This is a genomic window from Dyadobacter sp. Leaf189 (assembly GCF_001424405.1).
Classification (GTDB): domain Bacteria; phylum Bacteroidota; class Bacteroidia; order Cytophagales; family Spirosomataceae; genus Dyadobacter.
In genome coordinates this window covers 1,337,710-1,364,291 of the sequence record NZ_LMPS01000001.1, presented here as the reverse complement: position 1 = coordinate 1,364,291, position 26,582 = coordinate 1,337,710, and the positions used below count along the sequence as shown (strand labels likewise).

The following is a 26,582-nucleotide window of genomic DNA, read 5'->3' as shown; positions in this document are numbered from 1 at the left end:
GTTCTATTATGTATTTGCTAAGATGCAAGATAATATTCAAAAAATCAAATCCTAATCAGGCCCGAAATCAAACCTGAATCTCGACAGGAACAGTCTTATCTTTATTCGCATTGCGGATTGCAACCTGCTGCGCGAGGGCTTCTGCCGTGTCCCTGAATGCATCGTTAACAATCGGGTTTGTATTCATTACAGCGGGCCTTCCCTCATCTCCTGCCTCTCTTATCCCCTGCACAAGCGGTATCTGGCCCAGCAGCGGCACATCGAATTTATCTGCCAGCTTCTGCCCGCCACCTTCTCCAAAAATGAAGTACTGGTGATCCGGCAATTCTTCCGGCGTAAACCACGCCATATTTTCTACAATCCCTAAAATGGGGACATTGATCTGTGGTTGTTTGAACATCGCCAAACCCTTCATTGCGTCTGCCAGCGCTACCTTTTGCGGGGTAGTAACCACTACTGCTCCCGTTACCGGCACTGTTTGCACGAGGGTAAGGTGGATATCACTGGTACCTGGCGGCAGGTCGATCAGCAGATAGTCGAGATCTCCCCAGTCAGTATCTGCAAAAAATTGTTTCAAAGCCTGGCTCGCCATGGGTCCGCGCCACACAACTGCGCTGTCAGGCGGAGTCAAAAATCCGATTGAGATCATTTTAATCCCATATTGCCGGATCGGGTTGATGTAATTTTTTCCGTCTTTCGGAGTAATGGTCGGCTGCATGTTTTCAGCGCCGAACATCACCGGGATAGACGGGCCAAAAATATCAGCATCGATAATCCCTACCTTCGCACCCGAACGGTGAAGTGCCATGGCCAGGTTTGCGGTCACGGTAGATTTCCCTACTCCACCCTTACCGGACGAAATAGCGATCACATTTTTCACACCGGGAATCAGCGGACCTGTTTGCCGCGTAGAGGTTACATTCGCTGTAAGCTTGATAATTACCTCAACATCAGGACTCAGATGTTCGTGGATCGCATTCTCGCAATTCCTTCTGATCAGTTCCTTGAGGGGGCAGGCGGGGGTTGTTAAAACAACTGTAAAATGAACCTGATTAACTCCGATCTCAATATCCTGGATCATACCGAGTGTCACCAGGTCTTTTTTCAAATCCGGCTCTTCGACAGTACTTAGCGCCTGTAATACTTTTTCTTTATTGATTGTAAATTCTCCCATTACGATGGTTGAGGACCTTAACTAATTCTATCCAACACAGAAAATGGTCTTTGAGTTTGTTATGAAACGGGAAATTCTCCAATTCTCCTTTCTACCTCATTCATCTCTTCTGTGACGTCAATTTTTCGTGAAACTTCATTCAGCTTGCTCCAAAGCGTTTTCAAAAATTTCAAATGCGTTTTCGAGAATCCATGCAGTGGACGGTGGTTGAGCGTCAACATGATTTTATCCCATTGACGCATTAAATCCTGCGAATCGGAGGCAACATAGGTCTTTGCAAATGCATTAAATATATAATCTTCCGCGATTTTGCTGGGATGGATCAGATCGGGTTCATAAAAACGGTAGTCACGCAGCTCGTCCACCATAATCTCGTACGATGGAAAGTAGCTGATGTGCTTATACTTCTCGCAAAGCCGGTGACAAACGAGCCTCAGTATGGACTTACTAACCTGGTTAAGCGGCAAAGTATCTTTCGTATGACGGACAGGGCTTACAGTCAGGACAATGCGTAGGTTCCTGCGGAACATCAGCAGTTTCTGTACAAGGGGCTCCATTGCCTTGATGATCTGATCAGGATGCAGGAGCTCCTTAATAAACTGGTCTGCAGGGAGCTTGTGGCAATTGCCGATGATCATGTTGCTGGCCTTGTGCCTGTAAGCGTACGCAGTGCCAAGTGTGATCACAAGCAGATCGGCCTCTTTCAGGAAAGCACCGACTTCCATTAAATGCGACTTGATATTGGTTTCCAGCTCTGACTGACTGCCCGCCCATTGCGAAGAGTGAAAATCGTGGTGTAACCAGATATCATCTTCTGTTTTCATGAACAACTCAGAAGCCGGATACCGCTCTTCAATGGCTGAATCAATTGTTTTGGCGATGGTAAGCGGGTTAAAAATCGTCCCCAGGGGATTGTTAAGCACCGGGAATTTATAGCCTGCAAGCTGCTGACCCAGAACATCCGCAAAGCAGGATCCGAGCGTCAGGACTTTCGACTGGTGGTCCATCTTCCATTCGGAAGCGGCAATTTCTACTTCTGTACTGAATTTGATTTCTTTCATAACAACATTGAGTCCGGGCATACAAAGGTAACTTTTAAACCGCTGGAGAATCGCTTTGTGCCTGTTATTCTGGAAAGGTTTAGGTTTAGGATGTCAAAACACACAGCTAATTATGGAAGAACCCTCTTATCAATTCTCCTTTCAAAAAGAGTATCAATATGAATTTGTAAGTCTCGGCGAAGACAAAAATGTTAGAAAACTCGTCACGTTTTCAGAAACGGAAAGTGAAAACGTGTTCAATCTTGCTCTGTTCGACATTCTTGATTCTGGGAAATGCAGTAACAACACAGAGACAAGAAACCAAGATATGGCTAAGGTAGTGGCCACCGTTTTTAAAATTGTTGTAGATTTCCTGGAAATCGAAAAAGACTATGTAGTTGTTTTTAGAGGGAATGATCCGAGAAGGCATAGGCTTTATCGGATTGCAATATCAAGAGAACTAAAACAATTATCAGAAAAATATGTTATTTTAGGAGTAACCAATGATAGCATTGGGCACTTTCTACCAGATCAATCTTACGACCTATACGTAATCACAAATAAGCTATGAGAGACAAAAAGAACGAAGTCGAAGTTACAAGATTGTCGGCTGCAACACTGATTAAGCATGAATTACAAATTGTAAATGCTATGCTGAAAAAAGTTGATTTATCTAAAATCAAAACTCTTGCTAAGGAAGAATGCGCCAGATAAGCCTACCGAGTTTGGCAATCTTTGGACTTGCAATTACAACTTTGCTGGGATGTTCAAGGCCAGATGCTATTGCTCAGCAACATCAAACATACACCTTCGCCTCCACTCCGTCCTGGCAAGACGAATTTAACCAACCCGGGCAGCCGGATCCGGCAAAATGGTCTTATGCGCTGGGAGATCACGGTTGGGGAAATAATGAACTACAGAACTATACCGACAAGATCGAAAATGCCAGAGTGGAAGACGGCAACCTTGTTATTACCGCGATCAAAGAGAAGTCGGGTAAAGCGGAGTACAGTTCGGCCAGGCTGGTGTCCAAAGGCAAAGGAGATTTTCTATATGGTAAAATTGAAGTAAGGGTCAAACTGCCGAAAGGAACAGGCACCTGGCCCGCTATTTGGATGCTGTACAGCGAGAATAACTACGGAAACAAGAGCTGGCCGGACAATGGAGAGATCGATATTATGGAGCACGTCGGCTTTGACCAGGATCGCGTACACGGTAACATCCACACCAAAGCATTCAATCATGTTGCCAAAACAAACAAAGGTAACAACGTGATCGTAGACCAGGCTTCGGAGGACTTTCACGTGTATTCCTGCGAATGGACACCTGCATCCATTACGATACTGGTTGACAACAAACCTTACTTTGTTTTCCTGAAAGAAGCCGCCTATCAATGGGCAGAGTGGCCCTTTGACAAGCCTTTTCACCTCATTTTGAACATAGCCGCAGGCGGTAACTGGGGCGGGCAAAAGGGCGTGGATGACAGTGTATTCCCTCAAAAAATGGTGGTCGATTACGTGCGCGTTTACCCGCTGGCGGAGAAAAAGTAACTTTGAAAATCCACCGCACGGAGGTATCTTGCATCATGGATAATTTTGTTGTTTCCGCCAGAAAATACCGCCCTGTTACCTTTGATTCGGTGGTTGGGCAATCACACATTACTACTACATTAAAAAACGCGATACGTACCAATCACCTTGCGCAGGCCTTTCTTTTTTGCGGACCAAGAGGAGTTGGAAAAACAACCTGCGCACGTATTCTGGCAAAAACGATTAATTGTCAAAACCTTGGAGATGATGTAGAAGCTTGCGGTGAATGCGAATCCTGCGTCAGCTTCCAGAACAATGCATCATTTAACATCCATGAACTTGATGCTGCGTCCAACAACTCTGTTGAAGATATCCGCAACCTGATCGACCAGGTGCGTTATCCGCCTCAAACCGGCAAGTACAAAATCTACATCATAGATGAGGTGCACATGCTTTCGCAGGCTGCATTCAATGCTTTTTTGAAAACGTTGGAGGAGCCACCCAGCTATGCGATTTTCATTTTAGCCACCACAGAAAAGCACAAGATCCTGCCCACTATCCTGTCCCGGTGCCAGATCTTCGACTTTAACCGCATCCAGTCCAAGGACATTGCTTACCACCTGGCCGATATCGCCAAAAAAGAAGGTATTGAGACGGAAAGCGAAGCTTTGGAGCTTATCGGACAAAAGGCTGACGGTGGCTTGCGCGATGCACTTTCGATGTTTGACCTTAATGTGACTTTTTCCACGGACAACCGGCTTACCTATGCCGCCGTTCTGGAAAACCTGCACATTCTGGATTATGATTATTATTTCAAAATAACCGACGCGCTCATCGCCGGCAGCATTGCCCGTTCCCTGGTTTTATTTGACGAAATCTTGAGAAAAGGCTTTGATGGGCATTTGTTCGTTGTAGGACTTTTGGAGCATTTCAGAAACCTGCTAGTTTGTAAAGATCCTGCAACTGTGACCTTGCTTCAAGTTTCCGCCTCTGCTGAGCGCAAGTACCTGGAACAGTCGGCGGCGGCGGATATGAGCTTCCTGCTTTCTGCATTGAGCATTACCGGTCAGTGCGACATTAATTACAAGTCTGCCAAGAACCAGCGATTACATGCAGAGCTCTGCCTGATGAGGCTCGCCAATATTCCCAATATCCTTCAATTAAACTCACTGGCAGCCGTTGATGAAACGGCAAAAAAAAAAGTTGAGCCTGAGCCCGAACCAGTAAGAAGCGGCCCGGCAGCCAGCGAGATTAACTCAGTTCCGCAGAGTAATGGAAGCGCACAGGTAACCGCACCCGCTGTTGCACCTGCGCCGGTTACATCTTCAAAATTGAAAAATACAATTCCGTTGGCTATGACGCCGCCGGTCAGCTACCAGCCAGCAGCAAAAACCGTCGCCGAAACCCGTCAGCAGGATAGTGGCGCATTTACAAACGGGATCAGAAAGGAAGAATTAAGCTTTGAAACACTTCAACGACTTTGGTATGAGTTTGCTGAAAAACGCCGGGAAGGTGGAAATTCCACTACAGAAGAACTTACCCTGAGAAGCGAATTTAAACTGGAAGGTTCTTCCATTGAAATTGCGCTGGCGAACACTCACCAACTTGAAGCACTCCAGAATGTGCGCTACGAGCTGCTCAGCTTTTTGAAAAGTCGGTTGAATGCACCAAAATTAGATGTGAATGCGCGGGTAGCACCGCAGGAGGTAAACCGCCTTCCATATACTCCCGCTGAAAAATTCAATTATATGGCGGAGAAAAATCCTTATCTGCTTGAACTGAAACAGGCGCTCGGCCTGGACGTGGATTTTTAAGATTTGGAGCGGGCCAGAAATTGTTGGTGAAGCTGTACGACCTGCGGAATCAATGCGGCATTTTCATCATTTGTGATAATAAAATCAGCAATTTCACTTCGGACTTCGTCAGATACCTGCCGGTCTATGATCGCCCTGATCTCCTGCTCCGACCTGCTGTCACGCTTTAATATCCTCGCAACCCGAAGTGACGCCGGGGCTTCTACCACAATTACAAAATCGAGCGTATTTCCATCACCTGCTGCTTTCATGATCGCAGCTTCCTTGATCACATAAGCATCGCCGGAATGACGGGCGACCCAGTGCGCAGTATCTTCCTGCACAACCGGGTGAATGATCGCATTCAGCTTTCTGAGCAAAGCTTCGTCTTTAAAAACAACAGAGGCAACAAATGCAGTATCGTATTTACCTTCGGAGTTATAAGCAGCCGGACCAAGTAACCCGGTAACTTCGCGCCTGATACCTTCGTGATAGTTTGTCAGCCACTTTGCCCGCGAATCAGCGTTATAAACGGCGATACCAAGACAGCTAAACAGCTCACAAACAACACTTTTACCGGAGCCAATTCCACCTGTAACGCCAATTTGAAGCGGAGCTGACATGATCTTAGCCGGTTTACTTACAATGGTACATTCAGAAATTGAGCTACCTCAAAACTTACGAACACATCGCGGTGACTCACATCGACCAACGGTGAAACGGGCAAAGGAATGGGCAGGTTTTCGTCGTAGTTGTTCTGGATCTTAGGTGTGGGCACAGAGATCCGGATGGTATCAGGATAGGTTTTGATCAGTGAAACCGGACCGTCGACTGAAATCAAAGAAGGAGATACATTGATAATGCTGGAAATCACATAACCTTCCCTGACCTCAATCCCGGCGCTATCTACCCTGATCGGGATAATCTTCCTGATTTTGGGTTCAAAACTCAGCTCAAAAGTATCGGATACCACATAGTTCACATGCAATCCGGGAAAGAGCTCGGCAACCTGGTCGGTAAGAGCGGTGGAATTGATCACATTCCTCACATTAGGATTGACCACTTTATAAACCACCGGATTGGCATTGAAATTCAGCCATGATTTTTGAAGTAATCTCCAACCGTCGCCCGAAACATTGACAGAGATCCGGCGTGGCAGTGGCTGCATGGGAACATACGATGCATTATCGTACTCGATTTCCAGCGGGTAATTCAGCTTGATGGAATAATTATCCCTGTTCAGCACATTCATCAGCCAGAAGAAAGACGCAGCCAGCAAGCATCCAATAAAGGTTTTGATTCGATTTTGGTTTGGTGGTACGTAATTCACGGCCAACTAGGTTTATCCTGCTATTGTGCGTGAAATTGCCGATTTTTCGACAGTTAATTTAACTCCTTTGTCAAGTTCAAGCGTTACAGTAGCTTCCTCGACAGTATAAATTCTTGCATGTATCCCTCCTATCGTCACCACCTGGTCGCCCTTTTTCAGGTTAGTCAACAGCTCTTTCTGTTCCTTTTGTTTTTTCTGTTGCGGACGGATCATGAAAAAATAGAATACACCGATGATTCCGACCCACATTACAACCTGGTAAATCATTGTTTGAGAACCGTCGGTTGCTGCTTGTGCTAAAAGAGAAAGCTTCATTTGAATTAAATGGATTAGGTAAGTTCAAAACCGTAAACCGGTCTTAAATGGATAGAGTTGAGTTATTTGGATTCTTGCGGCTTAGGTGCTGCATTCACAATTCCTTTAAGTCGCAATTCAGAATATGCAGGTTCTGTATTTGCATAAACCGTGATCGTTTTCACTTGCGGGCCGCTCTTGTTTTTACTGTCAAACCGCACTTTGATACTCGATGTCTGATTCGGCCCGATAGGCTCTTTCGGCCATTCAGGTGTGGTGCAGCCGCAGGAAGATGAGATATTGTTCAGAATAAGGGGATATTCACCCTCATTTTTGAACTTGAACTCGTGTTCCACGATTGCGCCTTCCTGTATCGTCCCAAAATCATAAGATGCACTGTCGACCAATGCAAAAACAGGCATTTTTGAAGATGCCTGTTTTTCATTTTCCCCTTTTTCGCTTTTTGAACAATTGAAAAAGGACAGCGAAACTGCAAGGAGTATGCAAGTGAATATTTGTTTCATATAGCGGCTCAGCTTGCCTGACCTTTGATCTGCGCCATCAGGCGGTCTACGTCTTCAAGTAACTTTTCAGCCTTCTCGCGCGCATCGTTTACAACACGCTCTCCTTCTGAACGTGAAAAATTGTCAGGCTGATCTTTCTTGTCTATAAGGTCCTGAACTACCTCCTGAAGTTTCTCACGATACTTGGACAGGCGGTATGTTAATTGTGTTCTGAGCACTTCGCCCTTATCGGGTGCATAAAGGATTCCCAATGCAGCACCTGTGACACAACCTGTCAAAAATGCAATTAGACTGTTACTGGTTTTACTCATGATTTCCTAGTTTTAGCTGTTGAGTCGGCCATAGGCTTCCTATATCCGACAGCTCCAAAAATTATTCCATTGTAATGCACAGCCAAAGCCGGCATTACTTATTATCGATCAGTCCGCGGCCGCTTTTCCGGATAACTCCTTCTTTTGCGAGTTTCACCGAAAGCACGTCGAGGACGCCGTTTACAAACTTACCACTTTTTGGGGTACTGTACCTTTTTGCAATTTCAATAAACTCATTGATGGTAACTTTCACGGGTATTCCGGGAAAATGAATGAGCTCTGCCAATGCTGTTTTGAGGATGATCAGGTCAACCAATGCGATCCTTTCCAGTTCCCAGTTTTTAAGCTGATCATCAAGATACAGATCATACTGGTCACTTTCGGCAACTACGATCTTGCATAATTCTTCGACAAACTCGCGGTCTTCCTCCCAATCTTTTGTGAGCGGCGCCAGCTGGAATGTACTGATATCATCAGCTGATTTCAATGTTTTGATAGCAAGGCTCCGGATCAACTCGCTGTGATCCACCCAGTACAAATCGCGCTGTTCAAGGTAATCAAGCGGAACTTCATGTTTCAGGATCACCTGACGCAGCACGTGCTGCACCAATGCCTGATCTTCTTCCGGAGTGTGCGAAGCCTGGCGGCAGTAAGCTTCATAAACCTCATCCTTCCGAAGTGCGTCCCGGTATGTTTTACGGATCACGCCCATTTCATTACTCCAGTTGATCCCGCTTCGGATGATCTCCTCTTCAAGGCCTTTATCTGCTGCAAGAAGCTGGATTACCCGATTGGAGTTCAGTCCTGAGTCTTTCGGAAAAGGCGACTCCGGGTCATCATATTTTCTCTCCCTGTCGATCTTGGCCTGATGCGAAAGTTCGATCAGCATGGAAAGTATCCGTACAAAATCGACGTGGATCAGCTCGGTTTCATTTAAAACCCTTCTTACCAGCTTTTCTCCGTCCGACTTAGTTTGCCTGTCATAAGCTTCATAGGCGCTTCTTGCCACACGTACCACGCGGTCTGGCAATTCCTCATCTTCGCTCAGTTTGCCGTTTTTGATGAATTCGTCCAAAGCAATACTTGCCAGCTTTTTCATGCCCGACAATTTTTGTTTGTCCTGAAATTCCATCGAATTCAGATCAGGCGCGAAAGCCTCCTCAATGTGATCCAACGCCAGCAGGCGGTTTGCGTCAGCAGTCAGTTGCCTAGCATAAAGTGCCTGAACAGCCTTGGTCCTTAATAATCTCCTATTCAGCATAAGCCGGGACTAATTGTATAAAAGTACAGTAATTCAAAGAACGTTTCTTCATATAAAGGCAAGGTTGGTCTTGTACCCTGCGGGAGCATCTAAAATTTAGCGCGAAATTAGCGTATTTTGTTCACATTCGAAAAAATGAAACACCTGCCTTAAATTTGCAACGTTTTAAATAAATAGGATGTTGCCTATTCCAAAGCTACATTTTTCTTACCCAAAGCATAGCCGGTGAAATCATTAAAGTACCTCAATAAGTACTTATGGAAATACAAATGGTACCTTATTCTTGGTATCATCTTTACTGTAATCTCCAACCTTTTTGGCATTATCCCCGCACAACTTGTGCGTTATGCGCTTGATCTGGTGATCGAAACGCTGGATATCTACTACCTTTATAACGGAGTGTCGCTGCAAAGTAAAATGTACGACATTTTTGCATTCAGTATCCTGCTTTACGGCCTGTTGATCCTTTTGATGGCTTTACTGAAAGGGATCTTCTTATTTCTGGTGCGACAGACCATTATTGTCATGTCGCGGCACATTGAATTTGCACTTAAAAACGACATTTACCAGCACTATCAAACCCTTCCGGCCGCATTCTTCCGCCGTCACAGCACCGGTGACCTGATGGCGAGGATCTCGGAAGACGTAAGTAATGTGCGCATTTACGTGGGCCCGGCATTGATGTACGGGATCAACCTGCTGGTTCTTTTCGTGCTGGTCATTTCCTATATGGTTTCTGTAAGTGCCAAGCTGACATTCTACGTTTTGCTGCCGTTGCCTGTACTCTCTGTGAGTGTGTATGTGGTCAATAGCCTGATCATGAAACGTTCCCAGGAAATCCAGAAGCAACTCTCGGCCCTTTCGACTTATGTTCAGGAAGCTTTTTCAGGAATACGTGTAATCAAGTCTTTTGTTCAGGAAAAACACTCTTACGACAATTTCGAAAAAGAGGCCGAAACATTTAAAGTGAAGTCTCTCGCGCTCACCAAAGTGGACGCATTCTTTTACCCGGTGATCATTATGCTGATCGGGTTGAGTAATATCTTGATCATTTATGTAGGCGGACAGGAGATTATCAATGGCCGGCTTACGCCCGGGAACATTACCGAGTTCATTTTGTATGTCAATATGCTTACCTGGCCGGTAATGGCGCTGGGCTGGACAACCAGTCAGATCCAGCGTGCAGCCACTTCTCAGGCCCGTATCAATGAATTTCTGAATGAAAAAACGCCTTTGGTTTCCGAGAAGAATCTTGTGAGGCCGCTGGACGGCGGGATCCGGTTCGAGCACGTGAACTTTGTTTATCCGGATTCAGGTATCCAGGCGTTATATGACTTTGACCTCGACATTAAAGCCGGCGAAACGGTTGCGATCCTGGGAACGACGGGATCAGGAAAAAGTACGCTGGCGCACTTGCTCTGCCGCCTTTACGATCCGACCGGCGGACAGATACTGATAGACGGTACTCCTATGAAAGATTATGATGTACACGCGTATCGCCGGCAAATAGGATATGTACCTCAGGATGTATTCCTCTTCTCCGACTCTATCCAGAACAATGTACGGTTTGGCACACTCGATATGCCATTTGAACGCATTGAACAAGCCGTAAAAGACGCTGATCTTTATAATAACATCATCGACTTTCCGCAGGGCTACGATACGGTGCTGGGTGAAAGGGGTATCACGCTTTCGGGCGGTCAAAAACAAAGGCTGTCCATTGCACGCGCCATTGCACGCGATCCCAAGATTCTGGTGCTCGACGATTGTCTTTCGGCTGTTGATACTAATACCGAGAATATCATTCTCAATAATCTGAAACGGATTATGGACCATCGTACCTCGGTCATTATCTCGCACCGCGTTTCCTCAGCGAAGCTGGCGGACAGGATCGTGGTACTGGACGAAGGAAAGATCATCGAGCAAGGTACGCACGCAGAACTAATGGCGAAAAACGGCGCGTATAAAGAGCTGTACGAAAAGCAGCTCATGGCCGAGGAAGTCTAGCCGAGATTATTTCACCAACCTTTTTACCTCTGCTTTCAGCTCTTTCATTTCCTGGTGGAGACTTTGCAGGCTCACCTGCTGAGTATCGGCTTCCAGATTGAATGTCAGCTTACTGCTCACCTGCCACATTTCCCTGATCTCATTCTGATCTATGCGGATAGGTGCGTAATCGGGGTTCAGGGATACCAGGTTTACAAAACCGGAATTCGCTTCTTTCTGGATCTTTTTGACGAGCACACTATCGGCAGTCACAACGACGTACATCCGCCGGTTGCTCAGGCCATCCATATCATCAACAGCTTTCCCCACGATCCACTCTCCCGATTGCAGCACAGGCGACATACTGTCTCCATCCACCTGAAAGCCGCGAAACGTGGCATTCCGGTACTCGGGAAGCGGAATACCGAATGCCGGCAAACGCTCAAACCATTGCGCGTCACCGATATTGCTCGGGTAACCCGCAGCCGCTTTTGCATTCACCAGTACGATATTCTCTTTGCCCTCGCTGTCGACTGTCACTACTTTCGGGGTGACAGAAACTTTATCTGAATGCAGGTATTTCTGGCTGCTTTCACCAAAAAGCCAGAGCGGATTAATGTGATACTTCTTTAAAAGCTCCTTCACAACCTGCCCCGGAATGCGCGTGCGGCCTCGTTCTATATCGGCCGTAGTCGCGCTGATGCCCAACTCTTCCGCGAATGCAGCCTGGGTCAGATTCAACTCTTCTCTTACTTGTTTGAAACGTTTAAATTCTTCTTCGGTCGGCATTTGTCAGTTGATCAGTTACTCGAAACCTATGTCTTTTCAAAAATAATATTATTTTGGAATATTTCCTTTTCTCAGATGGAAATGATCCATATATTTGGAATAAATCCATCAACACGTAAAAATTCCAATTTGTGGACCGCACGATATTACATCTGGATCTTGACACCTTCTTCGTCTCAGTCGAGCGGAAGAATGACAGCCGGCTTGAAAATAAGCCGGTTATGGTCGGCGGCGTGGGCGATCGCGGGGTAGTTGCCGCATGCAGTTATGAAACGAGAGCATTTGGCGTCCATTCCGGTATGCCCATGAAAACAGCTAGAATGCTTTGTCCCGAGGCGATCGTCATACGTGGCGACGCGGGTGTTTATTCCAAGGAATCGAAGATCGTGTCTGAGATTATCAGTGAAACAGTGCCCGTTTTCGAAAAAGCCAGTATCGATGAATTTTATGCTGATTTGTCGGGAATGGATAAATTCTTTGGCTCCTACAAGCTTGCTACCAACCTGGGAGAGCGCATCAGGCGGGAGAGCGGACTGCCGATTTCACTGGGGCTTTCTACCAGTAAGATAGTCGCGAAAGTGGCGACAGAGGAGGCAAAGCCCAACAATCACCGCAAGGTGGAAGCAGGAATGGAGAAGTCCTTCCTTGCGCCAATGCCGGTCAAGAAGATCCCGATGGTGGGAGAAAAGACGGATAAGATCCTGCAAAATATGGGAATCCGGTATGTGAAGACGATTCAGGATATGCCGGTGCAGGTAATGAGCCAGGTTTTGGGTAAAAACGGCGTACTACTCTGGAACCGCGCCAATGGGCTGGACAACTCGCCGATTATCCCGTTTCACGAACGCAAGTCGATCTCCAATGAGCGCACTTTTGGGAAAGATACGGGGGATATCAGAAGAATGCGCGAGATGATCCGTGCGATGGGAGAAAACCTGGCGTACCAGCTTCGCTCAGGCAACAAGCTGACTTCGTGCATCTCTGTCAAGATCCGGTATTCCGATTTCAATACCTTTTCAAAACAGGTTAAAATCCCCTACTCTTCGGCAGATCACGTGCTGATCCCGCATATAGAGCGGTTGTTTGACCAGCTTTATAACCGCAGAATGATGGTAAGACTGGTAGGAGTGAATTTTAGCGACCTGGTATCCGGCAATCACCAGATCAATATGTTTGATGATTCCGAAGAGCGGCTGAACCTGTACCTGGCCATGGACTACATACGTGATAAGTACGGGATTGACGAGCGCGGAAACTCCATTATCAGCTGGGCAACCACGCTGGGCATACCTAATATTTCAAGTATGGGAAACCCCTTCAACGGCGACCCACCCATTATCCCGGCGCACAGGAATGCCTGAGTTGAATATCAGGCTGCGTCTTGCTGCAAGGTTTGTATGTTATTCAACTCATTGGTAATCAAATGCTGCTCTTCTTCCAAATCGAAATCGTCCTGCAATCCCAGCCAGAATTTAGGAGAAGTGCCAAAGTACTTCGCAAGCCTGAGTGCCGTATCCGCAGTGATCCTGCGGCGCCCTTTGATGATCTCGCTGATTCTTGTTTGCGGAATTGAAGTATCCTTTGCGAGTTTGTAAGCGCTGACTCCCATTGGCGCAAGAAACTCTTCCTGCAGCACTTCACCCGGGTGAACATTTTCAAGCTTTTCCATTGAGTATAATTAATGATAATCCACAATTTCTACTTCCAGCGCATTTCCATCAACCCATTTGAATATGATCCGCCACTGGATATTGACACGAATGCTATAAAAGTCCTTCAAATTGCCTGACAACTTTTCCAGGCGGTTTGACGGCGGAATTCGGAGGTCAGCCAGATTCTGTGAGTTATTTAACATTCTCAATTTCCGTCTCGCAACGGATTGAATATCCATAGGTAGCGAGGTTATCCGCTCTCCAAGCCAGATCCTTTCCGTGATTTTGGACGAAAAACTCACAATCATAACGTACCGCGTTAGTAACGTTCAAGGTAAGTATAAAGTTTAAATTCTCAACAAAATGCTACTCAACTGTCACTCGTATTTTAGCCTGCGGTTTGGGATGATTCCGGAGGAGGAGTTGCTCCGGCTCGGGAGGGAGCATGATTATGATTGCATGGCGCTGACGGATATTAATAATACCTCCGGCTGCCTGAACTTCGTGCGGCTGGCACCGAAGTTTGACATTAAACCTGTTGTAGGGATAGACTTCCGCAATGGGATTGAACAGCAATATATTGGGCTGGCAAAAAGCAATGCAGGATTTCAGGCTTTGAATGGATTCTTGTCCAAACACCTGAACGAGAAGACCAACTTTCCAGATACCGCGCCGCAGCTTACAGATACTGCTTTCATATACCCTTTTGAAAAAGCAAATACAGCCAGAAAACAGCATTTCGGAGAGAATGAATTTATTGGCATTTCGCTGAAAGATCTGAACAAGATCCAGTTCTCGCATTTGATAAAATTCAAGGAGAAACTGGTTATTCAGCAAGCAGTTACATTCAGGCACAAAAAAGATTTCAATGCACACCGCCTGCTGCGCGCGGTTGACGGAAATACAATGCTCAGCAAATTGCTCCCGTCGGAAACCGGCTGCGAAGACGAGCAGATCGTGCCGCGTAAAGTACTGACTTACCATTTTAACCAAAAAGATTTCTCAACGATCATTTACAATACCGAAAAGCTGCTGGATGAATGTAATGTTCATTTCAAATTTGGGGATGAGCGTGAACATCAGAATTTGCAGGTCTTTGGTCAGAGCAAAAGGGACGATTACCAGCGCATTTTCCAGCTCGGCTGTGATGGACTGAGGTACCGCTACGGCTCGAATGTGAATGATGTCATACTCGACCGGTTCAATATGGAGCTGGAGCTGATTGAGAAACAGAATTTCATCCCCTTTTTTCTCGTCAATCACGCAATTACCAGCTATGCGCGGGAAAAAGGATACTACTACGTCGGACGCGGGAGCGGCGCAAACAGCATTATCGCCTATCTGCTGAATATCACCAATGTAGATCCGATCGAGCTTGATCTCTACTTCGAGCGGTTTATGAATTTGTACAGGAAAAATCCGCCCGACTTTGACATTGATTTCTCCTGGCGCGACCGGGAGGATGTGACCCAATATATCTTCGACACTTTCGGCAAAAAAGGCCAGGCTTCGCTACTGGCGACTTACAGCACATTCCAGCATAATGCCGCTGTGCGGGAACTGGGAAAGGTATTCGGCTTGCCTGCTTACGAAATTGAAGCATTAAGTAACGGGAAATACGATCCCCGAAAACTCGATCAATACGGGTCGCTGGTGATCAGATACGCGGATTATCTCCAAAAGAACAATCAGCCAAACCACCTCAGCATACACGCGGGAGGTATATTGATCTCTGAGCGGCCGATCCATTACTTTTCTGCTACTGACATTCCGCCCAAAGGCTTTCCGACCACACAATTTGATATGGTGATCGCCGAGGATGTCGGTCTGAACAAATATGACATTCTCGGACAAAGAGGTTTGGCGAAGATCAAAGAGACACTGGAAGTGATCAGATACAACCGCCCGGATGCACCCGAGTTCGATATAGATGATGTAAAAAAATTTAAAACAGACCCCAAGATCAACGACCTGATCAAGCAGGCGCAATGCATTGGTTGCTTTTATGTAGAGTCTCCGGCCATGCGAATGTTGCTGAAAAAGCTGGAAGTGGACAATTACCTCGGCCTGGTTGCGGCGAGCTCCATTATCAGACCGGGCGTGGCCAAAAGCGGGATGATGCGCGAGTACATTCTCCGCCACCGACACCCCGAACGTCGTGAAGAAGCACATCCGAAGTTGCTTGAGTTAATGGAAGAGACTTATGGTATCATGGTGTACCAGGAAGACGTGATCAAGGTGGCGCATTATTTTGCCGGGCTCGACCTGGGCGAAGCGGATGTGATCCGGCGCGGAATGAGTGGTAAGTTCAGGGGAAGGGAGGAGTTTGACAGGGTGAAGAACAAGTACTTTAAAAACTGCCGCGAAAAGGGTTACGATGAAGAAATGACGCAGGGAATCTGGAACCAGATCGCCAGTTTCGCGGGATATGCGTTTGCAAAAGGACATTCTGCATCCTATGCCGTGGAAAGCTATCAAACCCTTTTTCTTAAAACGTACTTCCCGCTGGAATTCATGGTGGCGGTGCTCAACAATGGAGGCGGTTTTTACGGCCAGGAGTTGTATATCCACGAGGCACGAATGCTCGGCGGAAATGTGCTTGCACCCTGTGTAAACCACAGTTACGCACAGACTGTGATCGAAGGAAAGGATATTTACATTGGAATGCAGTTCCTGAATGAGATCGAAGAAAAAACGATTGCAAAAATCATCCAGGCGCGCGAGGCGGACGGACCTTTTTTGTCACTGAATAATTTTCTGGACCGGGTCGCCATTTCCATTGAACAGCTCACGATCCTAATCCGCATTGACGCTTTCCGGTTTACCGGTATTGATAAGAAAACGCTGTTATGGAAAGCACATTTCCGGCTGAGCACCACACCCGTGAAGGTCCCGCAGAAGCAATTGTTTCAAACGGAAATCAAGGATTACGAGCTTCCTTCATTCGAGTCGTCGCCCATCGACGATGCCTATGATCAGATAGAGTTGCTGGGATACCCGCTTTGCAGCCCGTTTGCGCTCGTTAAACATCCACTGCCGCCCAGCGTTATGAGCAAGGATCTGCACCGGTATGTAAATCAGGAAGTAATTCAGTATGGGTATCTGGTGGCTGTTAAGAACACCCGGACTTCCCGGGGCGAGGCAATGCATTTCGGTACTTTTCTGGACCAGGAAGGGAAGTTTATCGATACAGTTCATTTTCCAAGAGGCACTAAGGTCAACTTTTCGGTGAAGGGTGTTTACAAAATTCGGGGTATCGTAACGGAAGAGTTTGGGTTCATGACGGTAGATGTGATGGACATCAGCAGAATGGATTCGGTGGTAAGGGAAAAGTAGCAGAGGGCATATTAACGTCTGGCAAGAACTTCTAAAATCTGCATTTAAAGGGCGCGGGATAATGCAGGCGAGTTGTTTTTCGTTGTAGAACAGTTTTGCTATTCACTGGAATAGCTCATTTTTGCACAACCACAAACCACCCCGCCTGATGTTAAAGCATATCCTGATCTTCTGTGCGTTTCTTGCCATTGCTTCCTGCACCAAAGAATCCGGCTCCATTACCGGCAGCTGGGTAACCGAAATACCCGATCAGCCGCAACACAAAAGGGGTTTTACTTTGAAAGACGATGGGCGGGCTTCGTCCATTAATCTCGAATCCAAACTTTATGAGAAATGGGAAAAACAGGGTGACCTGCTGATTCTGAGCGGAAAAAACGAGTTTACCGAACGCACTGACGACGTAACTGATACCATGAAAATCATCTCTGCCGGGGACAGTACCCTCGTTGTGGAGCATGACGGAAAACGGCTTACTTATGCAAAAACAGGCAATCCTGATAAACTGATCTCGGATTTTGAGCTTTACGAATGCTTTGTATACAAAACCAGAAAGGATTCGGCATTTCTGCACGTCAATGTAGCCGACAGCATTGTCACCGGTGAACTGTTTTATGCCTTTTTTGAAAAAGACCGGAATCAGGGTAAAATCGATGGGGTAATGCGCGGGGATACGATTTATGCAAAATATACCTTCGTATCGGAGGGAACAGAATCGACCAGGGAAGTAGCGTTTCTCAAAAAAGGGCCGCAATGGATTGAAGGCTTCGGGGAAGTGGAAGAAAAAGACGGTTCGATGATTTTCAAAGACCGTTCAAAACTCAAATTCCGGCGCGGACTTGTATTCAAAGGCATCAGGTGCCCGCCTACACTTCAATAAGGCACGTCCAACCTTCCAGACAAAACATACCTTTCAGATTTTCTGATAGTTTCGTCTGGAAAGTTAAAAACTGTTGTCGGCGAACCGGTCAGATAGAAAAGCGTTATATTTCGTTTCACTGACTTTAAATCAATTTAAAATTAAAAAAATGAAAAAGGCTTTTCTCGCTTTTTGCTTCGCTATCACGGGATCAGGTTTTGTTTCGCTGGTTTCAGCGCAGGACCTGGCCTCACAAAAAATACCCCTCGATCCGGACGTTAAAACCGGCAGACTGAAAAACGGGATCACCTACTATATCCGCAAGAATAGCGAACCCAAAAACCGGGCAGAGCTGAGGCTGGCCGTAAAGGCCGGGTCTGTTTTGGAAACGGATGCGCAGCAGGGACTTGCCCATTTCATGGAGCACATGAATTTCAATGGGACTACCAACTTCCCAAAGAACGAACTTGTCAATTTTCTGCAAAAAACCGGTGTGCGGTTCGGCGCCGATTTGAATGCATATACCGGTTTTGACGAAACGGTATACATGCTGCCCATTCCTACCGATTCTGCCGGATTGCTTGAAAAGGGCATTCAGGTACTTGAAGACTGGGCACACGGCGCATTGCTCGACCCGGCGGAAATCGAAAAAGAGCGGGGCGTGGTATTAGAGGAATCACGAATGGGCCGGGGCGCGCAGCAGAGAATGCGTGATAAATTCCTGAAAGTAATCCTCAATAATTCCAGGTATGCAGCCCGCCTGCCGATCGGGAAGGACAGCATTCTGAAGTCGTTTAAACCAGAAACGATCAAAGCTTTTTACAAAGACTGGTACCGCCCGGACCTGATGGCGGTGATTGCGGTAGGTGACTTTGATCCTGCCAAAGTGGAAGCGGTCATTACTCAAAAATTCAGCTCCATTGCGCCGCCGGTCAATCCAAAAAAACGCACTAAATATGACATTCCGCTCGACGGATCTACGCAGGTTGCGATTGTTACTGACCCGGAATATCCGCAAAACCTGATCCAGCTGATTTACAAGCAGCCAAACAGCAAGGAAAAAACATTGCAAGATGTGCGGAACAACTTTGCGCAGGGACTGTACAATGCCATGATGGGACAGCGCATGCAGGAGCTAACTCAGAAGCCTAATCCACCTTTCCTTTACGGAGGCAGCGAATACGGCGATTTCCTGGGCAACCTCGATTCTTACACTTCGGTTGCACTAGCCAAAGATGCGGCGTCAATGAAAACTGCATTAACCGCCTTGCTCGAAGAGAATGCGCGCGTGCAAAAATTTGGCTTTACGCAGCCTGAGCTGGATCGCGCTAAAAAGGATTTTTTTAACAGCATCGAACAGTATTACAAGGAGCGTGACAAGACCAAATCTGCTAACCACGTACAGGAGTACCTCAACCACTTTCTGCAGGAAAAGCCTTATATGGGCACAGCAGCCTATTTTGAGTTTGTTAAAAAACACCTGGAAAGCGTAAGTCTAGCCGAAGTGAATGCGTTGGCCAAAAAATACATTACCGACAAAAACCGGGCAGTAGTAGTAATGGGCGCAGAGAAAAGCAAAGACGCATTGCCGACCGAGCCAGAGATCCGGGCATTGTTAAAAGATGCCGGAAAGGATGTGACCGCCTATGTAGACGATGTTGTTGATACTCCCTTGCTGAGTAAAGAGCCCGTTGCGGGGAAAGTTACTTCGGAGAAGAAGCTTGATAAGCTGGACGTTACAGAGCTTACCCTTTCAAATGGAGTGAAGGTATTGCTGAAACCGACGGACTTTAAAAATGACGAAATCCTGATCAAAGCTACGGCGCGCGGCGGCTACTCGCTGTTTCCTGAGGAGCGGGAGACGGGCGTTTTCACCAGCTACCTGATCCAGTCAGGCGGCGTGGGGCCTTACAATCAGACGCAGCTGCAAAAGTTTTTAGCAGGAAAAACGGCCAGCGCCGGACCCTATATCAGTGAGCTTACCGAGGGTATCGGCGGTGAAACGAACCCGAAAGACCTGGAGACTACTTTACAGCTTATTTACGCGTATTTCACGGAACCGCGCAAAGATGCAGAACTTGTAAAAGGCATTTTGGCAAATCAGAAAGCGTACCTGGAAAATATCCAGAAAACGCTGACTCCCGAGAAAGTCTATTCGGATTCATTGAATGCGGTTTTGACAAATCATAATCCAAAACGTCAGCCACTCAAACCTGAAAGTGTAGACAAGGTAAACCTCGACCGTGCAGAAGCCATTTACAAAGATCGGTTTTCTGATGCTTCCGACTTCGTTTTCACCTTTGTAGGTGCATTCCGCGTGGATTCTATCAAGCCTTACATTGAAAAGTACCTCGGCAGCCTGCCCTCGACTGAAAGGAATGACGACTTTAATCACCCGAATATTTTTCCACCAAAAGGAAAAATAGAGAAGATGGTTTACAAAGGAATGGAGCCAAAAAGCCGCGTGACACTGGTTGCGAGCGGAGAATACGACTACAATCCTGAAAACAACATTCAGATAGAAGCTTTGCAGGAGGTACTTCAGATCAAGCTGATCGAGGCGCTGCGCGAGGAAGAAAGTGGGGTGTATGGAGTGAGTGTTTCAGAAAGCACCGACAAGTTTCCAAAAGGAAGATACCGGTTTACAGTCGGATTCGGATGTGCGCCCGAGAATGTAGAAAAGCTGGTCAAGCGCACAAAAGAGGAAATTGCGAAGGTTAAAGAAAACGGGGCCGACCAGAAGGACATTGAAAAGTATGTAGCTGAAACCCGGAGACAAACGGAAACGGCTGTTAAAACAAACAGCTTCTGGCTCAGCTACCTTGACGATAACACATTCCTGGGAGACGATCTGGACGAAATTTTCCAGCAGGAACGTCTGCTGAAATCAGTTACAGTCGCCAGCACCAAGGAAGCAGCGCGTAAGTACTTCAATGATGACGATTTTATCCAGGTGGTGTTAATGCCTGAGAAGAAATAATAGCGATGAAGCCAGCCTGCCGCACTTACTGAGCAGGCTGGCCTTGTCTTAATTTCAGGATAATGTTTGTTTTAAGATCAAAAAGGTGCTTTTCTAACCCGACCGGGTAGGTATGCGGATTTACAAAACGCTTGATCCCTTTGTAAAAATGTGCAAGCTGATCCTTTACCCGCTGCCGTGTTTCGTGAATGGAAGGCTGACTATAAATGAGCTGGCCTTTTGCAAAAACGGGCACCAGCAAATCTTCAAAATGCATCTGCTCTTCAAATGACCGGTTTTTCGTAAAATCGTAGGGATCAACCATCGTTGATTTTCCTATCAGCGGATTTTCGATATTGAAGATCATATCAGAAACAAAACCTTTGCTATCCCGAAAACGCCGCACCTGCTGAATGCCCGGCGTGGAAACTTTCACGAGCTGCTCTGACAGTTTCAGCTTGTAGTCCCATTCGCCGCTGCTATTCCTGATCGCGGCAAGCTTGTAAACGCCGCCCAAAGCCGGCTGATCGTACGCGGTGACCAGCTTGGTACCAATCCCCCAGATGTCGATTTTTGCACCCTGGATTTTAAGACTGTCCATAATATACTCGTCGAGATCATTGCTGGCAACGATACTGGTTTGCGCAAAACCCGCATCGTCCAGCAGCTTGCGAGATTCTATACTTAAATAAGCCAGATCACCAGAGTCCAGCCTTATCGCCCCAAGTTCATGGCCGCGCTTTCTCAACCCTTTACCAACCTCGATCGCATTGCGTACACCTTCAAGCGAGTCGTAGGTATCTACCAGCAGGGTTACATTGTTGGGCAAATGCTGCGAGTAGGTTTCAAATGCTTCCAGCTCGGAATCGAAGGACATTACCCAGCTGTGGGCGTGTGTTCCTTTCACCGGAATGTCGTAAATCTTGCCAGCGAGCAAATTGGAGGTAGCATCAAAGCCGCCGATATAGGCAGCGCGGCTGGCAGTTACCCCACCGTCGGGCCCCTGCGCACGCCTTAAACCAAATTCAAGTAAGGTATCATCCTTGGCCACGAGCCGCATCCGTGCAGCTTTGGTAGCAACAAGAGATTGAAAATTGATCAGGTTCAACAGCGGCGTTTCCAGTAGCTGACATTGCAGAATAGGTCCCTGCACGCGTATCAACGGCTCATTTGGAAATACAACGGTACCTTCAGGAATAGCATCGATGCTGCATTGCAGCTCCATTTGGGATAGATATTCAAGAAAGCCCGGTTCAAACAATGCGTTTCCGTCGTTTCCTTTTAAGGAACCGACATAATCCAGGTCGGACTGGCTTACCCGGTATTCCCTGATATATTCGATTACACTATTGAGTCCGCAGCTGATCGTAAAACCGCCCTGGAAGGGATGTTTTCGAAAGTATAAGTTGAAAACTGCTTCCTGCTCGGCCTTGCCCGATTTCCAATAACCGTAAGCCATCGTGAGCTGATAAAGGTCGGTAAGCAGGCTCAGAGAAGTGTCGTATAGCTGATTGATCATAATGTGTATGGGTGATATAAGGTGCTCAATTTGTAAAAAAAAGGCCGGTATTTCTAACCAGCCTCTTCTTCAAATATCAGTTTGATACAGTTTTTCGCATTAGTTGACACTTTCAAGCATGGGAAATTGCTGCTTCCACATATCGAAATATTTCCCTTTTTTACTCAACAACTTCTTGTGGCTACCTTCTTCAATCAGCTTTCCCTGCTCCAAAACCACGATTTTATCTGCATTCATCACCGTGCTCAGGCGGTGTGCGATAATGATGATCGTTTTGTTTTTCTTTCTTAAAGATTGAATTGCAAGCTGAATGTGCTGCTCCGACTTGGAATCCAGTGAGGAGGTCGCTTCGTCAAGGATCAGGATTTCAGGATCGCGGTATAAAGCGCGTGCAATCGCAAGCCGTTGCCGCTGCCCGCCCGATAAGCTCGTACCATTTTCACCGATGTAAGTATTAAAGCCATTGGGCAGATTTTCGATAAACTTCATGATATCCAGTTCCTGACAGATAGACACGATTTTTTTCATATCCGGCTCAAACTCGCCGACAGCGATATTGTTGATCACATTGCCCGCAAACAAATGCACATCCTGCGGCACAGCACTTACCATTTGGCGCAGACTGTCGTTGGTAAGGTACTTAATATCAAAACCGCCGAGGAGAATATTCCCTTTTTCAACCGGGTAGATGTTTTGCAAAAGCGCGAGCAAAGTGGTTTTCCCGGAACCACTTTCTCCAACAACTGCCGTGATCTTGTTTTTGGGTATAACCAGATTTAAACCCTCAAACACATTGACGCGGGTTCCATAACGGAAATGAACATCGCGAAAATGAATATCACCCATCATATCCGGCGTGAGTACCGCTTTATTTTCGATCGATTCACGCTCGATATCCATGATTTCGAACAAACGATCGGCTGCGATACTGGCGTCCTGGATCGTCCTGTTCATCCCGATCAGACTTGAAACAGGCCCGGTGAAATAGCCGATAATCGCATAAAACGACAGCAGCTCACCCGGTGTAATGATTTTGTTTAACACAAACAAAGAACCTGCCCACAGCAAAATGATGGTAAATGCACTCGAAATAAAGCCGCTGAAATCTCCTATCCACAGCGAGTTGGTATTGGATTCATAAACCGATTTCAACATTCCGATAAAGCGCGTCTCGGTGCGCATATTGGTAAAATCCTCCAAACCAAAACGCTTGATCGTACTTACGGAATGAATGGACTCTACAAGCTGCGCCTCTAATTCCGCCGAGCTTTCCATTAGTTTGCGCTGCGTAGACTTATTCATTTTGTTGGAGAAATAGTAGATCACCGCGTACAATGGGACCACACCCAGCAGAATGAGCGCAAGCTTCCAGTAATAGGTGAACATCAATGCAAATGAGAATACCAGAATGAACATATTGACCGCAAAGCCGACCAATACATCATTGATAAACACCCTGATCTTCACCGCATCATTGATCCGCGAGATAATCTCCCCTACCCGCATGTTATCGAAAAACTGTTGCGGAAGCCGGAGTAAATGCTTGTAATAACCCAGTATCAGGCGCGCGTCAATCTGCTGTCCGGTTTTGATAGTGAGGAGCGTCTTGGCGTGATTGATAACTACCCTGAAAAACAGAATCCCGATCATAATCACTCCCATCAGGTTCAGCAGGTTGCGGTTACCTTCCGGAAGTACATTATCTACAATCTTTTGAAGGAAGATCGAAGTGGACAAGCCCAGCACCGTGTAAATGATCGCGCCGAGCAGGACCTGGAACAACACGGACCTGTGCGGTTTCAGCAAGAACATGAAACGCTCCTTAACAGAAATTTTCTCGTTGCCCTGGGTAAATGTATCTCCGGGTTGCAGCAATACCAGAACGCCGGTCCAGATGCTTTTGAACTCATCGTAGCTCATGGGTATAAGCTCACCTCTGGCAGGGTCCATTACTTCCACCGTTGTGGACGTAACATTATAAACGACAACATAATGATGAAGTATCTGCTTGATAATCACGTGTGCAATCACAGGCACGGGTACGTGCGGCAGTTGGTCAAACTCCGCCCTAACTCCCTTGGCGTCAAAGCCCAGCTTTGTAGCGGCTTCAATCAGTCCGAGCACATTGGTACCTTTCTTATCCGTGGAAGCATATTGCCGGATGCGAGCAACCGGTATAGCCAGTTTGTAAAATGCCGATACAGAAGCAAGGCAGGTAGCACCGCAGTCCGTAAGATCGTGCTGCTTGATCACGACATCTTTTAGCCTGCTGCGTGTGTTCAGAAAAGGTATTTTCCTGGAAATGGCATTACCGACTTCCTGAATGCCGCTCCATAACGTAGTAAGTCCGTTCGATTTCATAAGGTTAGTTTAGGGGTGGTGTTTCAGTTGTTGCGATCAGGTTTGGATTCAGCCAATCGTCGGCTTTGTCGTAAAGCAGCTGAAAAAGTGTCCTTTCTGTGACCAGAAAACGCGCTTGCAGCGTCATACCCTTTTTCAGTTTTCCTACATACCCGTTTTTTAATGTGAGGGAATTGGCATCCAGCTTACACCGGACCTTAAAGAATGGTGGCTCTTTCCCATTGGTATACACATCATTTGAAATCGATATTACCTCCCCTGTCACCAGCCCCCATTGATTGTAATCGTATGCATCCACCTGCAAACGGGTTTTGGTTCCCGGGTGTATAAGGCCAATGTCTTTCGGCAGCACGTACATCTCGGCTACCATCATTTCATCAGGTGATATATCTGCCAAAAATTCATTGGAAGAAACGATACTTCCTGGCTGCAAACCTTTGAGCTGCTGGATTGTACCGCTGATCGGCGCTTTTACCACATAGAAATCTTTCTCGCGCAGGTATTGCTTGTCCTGAGAGTTCAGCTCACGCGTTTTCATTTGCAACTGCGTAAGTTCAGACTCCCACCTTGCTTCTTCCTCCTCCATGATGGTCTTGATCTTATTGCTTGCCGTCGCGTAAAGCAGCTGGGCACGATCAAACTCTGCTTCCGAAATGGCTTTTACATCATGCAACTTTTTATTTCTTGCAAAATCCTTCTCCACCGTCATCAGGGTCGTTTTTGCATCGGTGATCTTTTGCCAGAACAATGCGAAATCCTGCTTATACAACCCGCTAGTCAAGCCGGGCTTTTTACTCCAGTTGTTGGTGCGGCTCAAATGAAGCAGCACATTTAAGTCGTCGATCTGCTTGTCGTAATCTTGCTTTTGTGCCTTCACAAGCTGATTTTGCTCTTTGAGGATCTCAGATTCAATTTTCAGGAGTGTCTGACCTTTGACAACTCGCTGGTTTTCGGAAACAAAAACCGAGTCCAGTCGCCCGCTTACCAGCGCTTTGATCTCATTGCGATCGTCGGTGGCGCGGATAATGCCGGTACTTTTTACACTTACATCTACTGTGATAACAAAGAGCGAAATGAACGCGACGATCATAATTGCCATTGAAAGCTGATAAACGAGGCTCGACCTTGTGTTGTGCTCGTGGAAATGATAGTCGGCGGTATGTTCAAGTATTTCGGGAGGGAAAATCTTGTTGCGGGCGGTATTGATTTCCTTTTCCATGTTGGTGAAGTCCGATTTAGGCTGGTTTATAACAAAAACGGGGGTAGCTTAGCTACCCCCACTCTTCTCGATGTTATCCACTTTGTTACTCAGTTATAGAGTTAAAGATTCCACCCAGGTCAAGACCTAGGCCGAACTGTGTTTTTTCAGATGAACCATCATCGTCTACCGATTCATTGCTGAATGCGATACCCAGTGATCCGATGAGGCTTCCTGATGATGCAGAATCGCTACTGCTACCTAGTCCTAAAAGACCACCATTGATTTGTTTCATTTCTGCGGAATTCAATTCTTGGAATTTCATAATACATACAATTAAATGAAAAATAGCCTACTCTGTTTCAGGTTTTCAGCTCCCCCTGTTTGAACTCACGTTCGCAGAATATCCTGAAACATACGTGCCAATATCAAGCTAACATATTGATAATGAAACAACTAACTTGAATAAAATACAACTAAAATGTGTAAACCTAACTGATCTGTGAAGTTCTTCGTGTCGTATCCTGTGCGCGTTCATTATATCTAACAGGCGCTTTTTGCAGAATGCTATGTGGCTCGTAAATGGGAGTTTGACTTTGATAAAAGCGAGATTTACGCAACATCAGGGTTCAGTTGCTTAGCTGTATTGTTCTCGGGTGAAAAGTGGCAG

The 26,582-nt window shown here is 46.5% G+C and carries 24 protein-coding genes; 9 read left to right on the top strand and 15 right to left on the bottom strand.

Translation table 11 applies throughout. The annotated features are described in order from the left end of the window. Positions 1-67: 67 nt before the first annotated feature. A complete protein-coding gene (gene apbC, locus ASG33_RS05790) occupies positions 68-1,174 on the bottom strand; it encodes an iron-sulfur cluster carrier protein ApbC (protein ID WP_056281283.1) in 1,107 nt (368 codons plus the stop codon). Positions 1,175-1,233: 59 nt separating this feature from the next. After that, positions 1,234-2,235, bottom strand: a complete 1,002-nt coding sequence (locus ASG33_RS05785; protein ID WP_056283335.1) for a GSCFA domain-containing protein — start codon at positions 2,233-2,235, stop codon at positions 1,234-1,236. A gap of 112 nt (positions 2,236-2,347) precedes the next feature. On the opposite strand from ASG33_RS05785, the gene ASG33_RS05780 reads away from it, so the two are divergent. Genes ASG33_RS05780 through ASG33_RS05770 form a run of 4 tightly spaced genes read left to right on the top strand, consistent with a single transcriptional unit; the run spans position 2,348 to position 5,557 of the window. Further along, positions 2,348-2,785 carry a DUF6934 family protein gene (locus ASG33_RS05780; protein WP_056281281.1) on the top strand — a complete coding sequence of 146 codons (438 nt, stop codon included), beginning with the start codon at positions 2,348-2,350 and terminating at the stop codon, positions 2,783-2,785. Then, the gene (locus tag ASG33_RS25725) at positions 2,782-2,928 is read left to right on the top strand and encodes a hypothetical protein (protein WP_157474584.1); all 147 of its coding nucleotides are present in this window, start codon (positions 2,782-2,784) and stop codon (positions 2,926-2,928) included. Before ASG33_RS05780 ends, ASG33_RS25725 begins: the two co-directional genes overlap by 4 nt. Before the next feature lie 11 nt (positions 2,929-2,939). Continuing rightward, positions 2,940-3,764: a glycoside hydrolase family 16 protein gene (locus ASG33_RS05775; RefSeq protein WP_310589177.1), complete on the top strand. Its 825-nt coding sequence runs from the start codon at positions 2,940-2,942 to the stop codon at positions 3,762-3,764. Positions 3,765-3,799: 35 nt separating this feature from the next. Then, positions 3,800-5,557 carry a DNA polymerase III subunit gamma/tau gene (locus tag ASG33_RS05770; RefSeq protein ID WP_056281278.1) on the top strand — a complete coding sequence of 586 codons (1,758 nt, stop codon included), beginning with the start codon at positions 3,800-3,802 and terminating at the stop codon, positions 5,555-5,557. On the opposite strand, the gene coaE is transcribed toward ASG33_RS05770, so the two are convergent. The 6 genes from coaE to nusB form a co-directional block, all read right to left on the bottom strand. Beyond that, positions 5,554-6,159, bottom strand: coding sequence for a dephospho-CoA kinase (gene coaE / locus ASG33_RS05765; protein ID WP_056281275.1), 606 nt, complete (start codon positions 6,157-6,159; stop codon positions 5,554-5,556). The two genes, ASG33_RS05770 and coaE, sit on opposite strands and share 4 nt — an antisense overlap. Positions 6,160-6,176: 17 nt before the next feature. Beyond that, positions 6,177-6,866, bottom strand: a complete 690-nt coding sequence (locus ASG33_RS05760; RefSeq protein WP_229238568.1) for a hypothetical protein — start codon at positions 6,864-6,866, stop codon at positions 6,177-6,179. 12 nt (positions 6,867-6,878) lie between these two features. Beyond that, a complete protein-coding gene (gene yajC, locus ASG33_RS05755; RefSeq protein ID WP_056281273.1) occupies positions 6,879-7,181 on the bottom strand; it encodes a preprotein translocase subunit YajC in 303 nt (100 codons plus the stop codon). A 62-nt stretch (positions 7,182-7,243) separates the two neighbouring features. After that, a complete protein-coding gene (locus tag ASG33_RS05750; RefSeq protein WP_056281271.1) occupies positions 7,244-7,684 on the bottom strand; it encodes a DUF1573 domain-containing protein in 441 nt (146 codons plus the stop codon). An 8-nt stretch (positions 7,685-7,692) separates the two neighbouring features. After that, a complete protein-coding gene (locus ASG33_RS05745; protein WP_031525854.1) occupies positions 7,693-7,995 on the bottom strand; it encodes a YtxH domain-containing protein in 303 nt (100 codons plus the stop codon). A gap of 94 nt (positions 7,996-8,089) precedes the next feature. Next, on the bottom strand, positions 8,090-9,256 hold the full coding sequence (gene nusB, locus ASG33_RS05740) for a transcription antitermination factor NusB (RefSeq protein ID WP_056281269.1): 1,167 nt from the start codon (positions 9,254-9,256) through the stop codon (positions 8,090-8,092). Positions 9,257-9,481: 225 nt separating this feature from the next. Between nusB and ASG33_RS05735 the strand changes: the two genes are divergently transcribed. Beyond that, positions 9,482-11,263 (top strand): ABC transporter ATP-binding protein, encoded by a 1,782-nt coding sequence (locus ASG33_RS05735; RefSeq protein ID WP_056281267.1) that lies wholly within the window; start codon positions 9,482-9,484, stop codon positions 11,261-11,263. 6 nt (positions 11,264-11,269) lie between these two features. On the opposite strand, the gene ASG33_RS05730 is transcribed toward ASG33_RS05735, so the two are convergent. Then, positions 11,270-12,031, bottom strand: coding sequence for a LexA family transcriptional regulator (locus ASG33_RS05730; protein WP_056281262.1), 762 nt, complete (start codon positions 12,029-12,031; stop codon positions 11,270-11,272). Between the two features lie 131 nt (positions 12,032-12,162). On the opposite strand from ASG33_RS05730, the gene dinB reads away from it, so the two are divergent. Next, on the top strand, positions 12,163-13,392 hold the full coding sequence (gene dinB, locus ASG33_RS05725; protein WP_056281260.1) for a DNA polymerase IV: 1,230 nt from the start codon (positions 12,163-12,165) through the stop codon (positions 13,390-13,392). A gap of 8 nt (positions 13,393-13,400) precedes the next feature. Here the strand turns inward: dinB and ASG33_RS05720 are convergent, their stop codons facing one another. Both ASG33_RS05720 and ASG33_RS05715 read right to left on the bottom strand, forming a co-directional pair. After that, positions 13,401-13,700, bottom strand: coding sequence for a HigA family addiction module antitoxin (locus tag ASG33_RS05720; RefSeq protein ID WP_056281257.1), 300 nt, complete (start codon positions 13,698-13,700; stop codon positions 13,401-13,403). A gap of 9 nt (positions 13,701-13,709) precedes the next feature. Next, a complete protein-coding gene (locus tag ASG33_RS05715; protein WP_056281255.1) occupies positions 13,710-13,991 on the bottom strand; it encodes a type II toxin-antitoxin system RelE/ParE family toxin in 282 nt (93 codons plus the stop codon). Between the two features lie 55 nt (positions 13,992-14,046). On the opposite strand from ASG33_RS05715, the gene ASG33_RS05710 reads away from it, so the two are divergent. From ASG33_RS05710 to ASG33_RS05700, 3 genes are all read left to right on the top strand, one after another. Then, positions 14,047-17,019, top strand: coding sequence for a DNA polymerase III subunit alpha (locus tag ASG33_RS05710; RefSeq protein WP_056281254.1), 2,973 nt, complete (start codon positions 14,047-14,049; stop codon positions 17,017-17,019). 148 nt (positions 17,020-17,167) lie between these two features. Then, positions 17,168-17,896, top strand: coding sequence for a lipocalin family protein (locus ASG33_RS05705; protein WP_056281252.1), 729 nt, complete (start codon positions 17,168-17,170; stop codon positions 17,894-17,896). 148 nt (positions 17,897-18,044) lie between these two features. After that, positions 18,045-20,855, top strand: coding sequence for a pitrilysin family protein (locus ASG33_RS05700; protein ID WP_056281249.1), 2,811 nt, complete (start codon positions 18,045-18,047; stop codon positions 20,853-20,855). A 25-nt stretch (positions 20,856-20,880) separates the two neighbouring features. Here ASG33_RS05700 and ASG33_RS05695 read toward each other — a convergent pair whose 3' ends face one another. From ASG33_RS05695 to ASG33_RS05680, 4 genes are all read right to left on the bottom strand, one after another. Continuing rightward, positions 20,881-22,353 carry a nicotinate phosphoribosyltransferase gene (locus ASG33_RS05695; protein ID WP_056281247.1) on the bottom strand — a complete coding sequence of 491 codons (1,473 nt, stop codon included), beginning with the start codon at positions 22,351-22,353 and terminating at the stop codon, positions 20,881-20,883. A gap of 99 nt (positions 22,354-22,452) precedes the next feature. Continuing rightward, positions 22,453-24,714 carry a peptidase domain-containing ABC transporter gene (locus tag ASG33_RS05690; RefSeq protein WP_229238567.1) on the bottom strand — a complete coding sequence of 754 codons (2,262 nt, stop codon included), beginning with the start codon at positions 24,712-24,714 and terminating at the stop codon, positions 22,453-22,455. 4 nt (positions 24,715-24,718) lie between these two features. Next, positions 24,719-25,933 carry an HlyD family secretion protein gene (locus tag ASG33_RS05685; RefSeq protein WP_056281245.1) on the bottom strand — a complete coding sequence of 405 codons (1,215 nt, stop codon included), beginning with the start codon at positions 25,931-25,933 and terminating at the stop codon, positions 24,719-24,721. An 85-nt stretch (positions 25,934-26,018) separates the two neighbouring features. After that, positions 26,019-26,237 carry a hypothetical protein gene (locus tag ASG33_RS05680; protein ID WP_056281243.1) on the bottom strand — a complete coding sequence of 73 codons (219 nt, stop codon included), beginning with the start codon at positions 26,235-26,237 and terminating at the stop codon, positions 26,019-26,021. Positions 26,238-26,582 lie beyond the last annotated feature (345 nt).